The following is a 503-nucleotide window of genomic DNA, read 5'->3' as shown; positions in this document are numbered from 1 at the left end:
GTTTCGCAAGAGGTGCAGCAAGCGCTGGCTAAGTTCATCAAGTTCAAAGACGACATGACGCTCGGCGATGCTCTCGACCGAATTGTCCGCGACAGACTACTGAGGAAACGATCAGGGAAACACAAACCCAAACCAAGGGATACAGCATGACATACATAACCCAGGCCCAGGTCCGTTGCGTGGGCTGCCAGCAGCCTTGGGGCTCACCCCATACGAGCACATGCCGCTTCCGGCATTTCGCCTGACCTATCGTAGAACCAGAACCGAGAACCACCGTGAAGCCTTTTTATCTTGAACTCGACGCCGCCGCCGAAGCAGTCGCCCTGGCGCCGACCACCGTCCAGCGCCTAGTGCGCGCTGGCGAGTTTCCGCAACCACGCCAGCTGTCCGGCCGGCGCGTAGGCTGGCTGGTGCGCGAACTTGAAGAGTGGGCAGAGGCACGTCCGGTGTCGACGCTTCCACCACCCGAAAACACTTCACGCCGCGCGCACTAACGGCACCAC

Annotated in this window: 1 protein-coding gene; it reads left to right on the top strand. The window is 60.4% G+C overall.

Annotation, left to right across the window (positions count from 1 at the left end):
• Positions 1–275 precede the first annotated feature (275 nt).
• Entirely contained in the window at positions 276–494 is a 219-nt protein-coding gene (locus KVT32_RS28605; RefSeq protein WP_217619261.1) for an AlpA family phage regulatory protein, read from the top strand.
• Positions 495–503 lie beyond the last annotated feature (9 nt).

This window comes from Achromobacter sp. GbtcB20 (genome assembly GCF_019091095.1).
Taxonomy (GTDB): Bacteria; Pseudomonadota; Gammaproteobacteria; order Burkholderiales; family Burkholderiaceae_B; genus Achromobacter; species Achromobacter mucicolens.
Note: the sequence above shows the minus strand (reverse complement) of the source record. Positions and strands in the feature narration are given on the sequence as shown.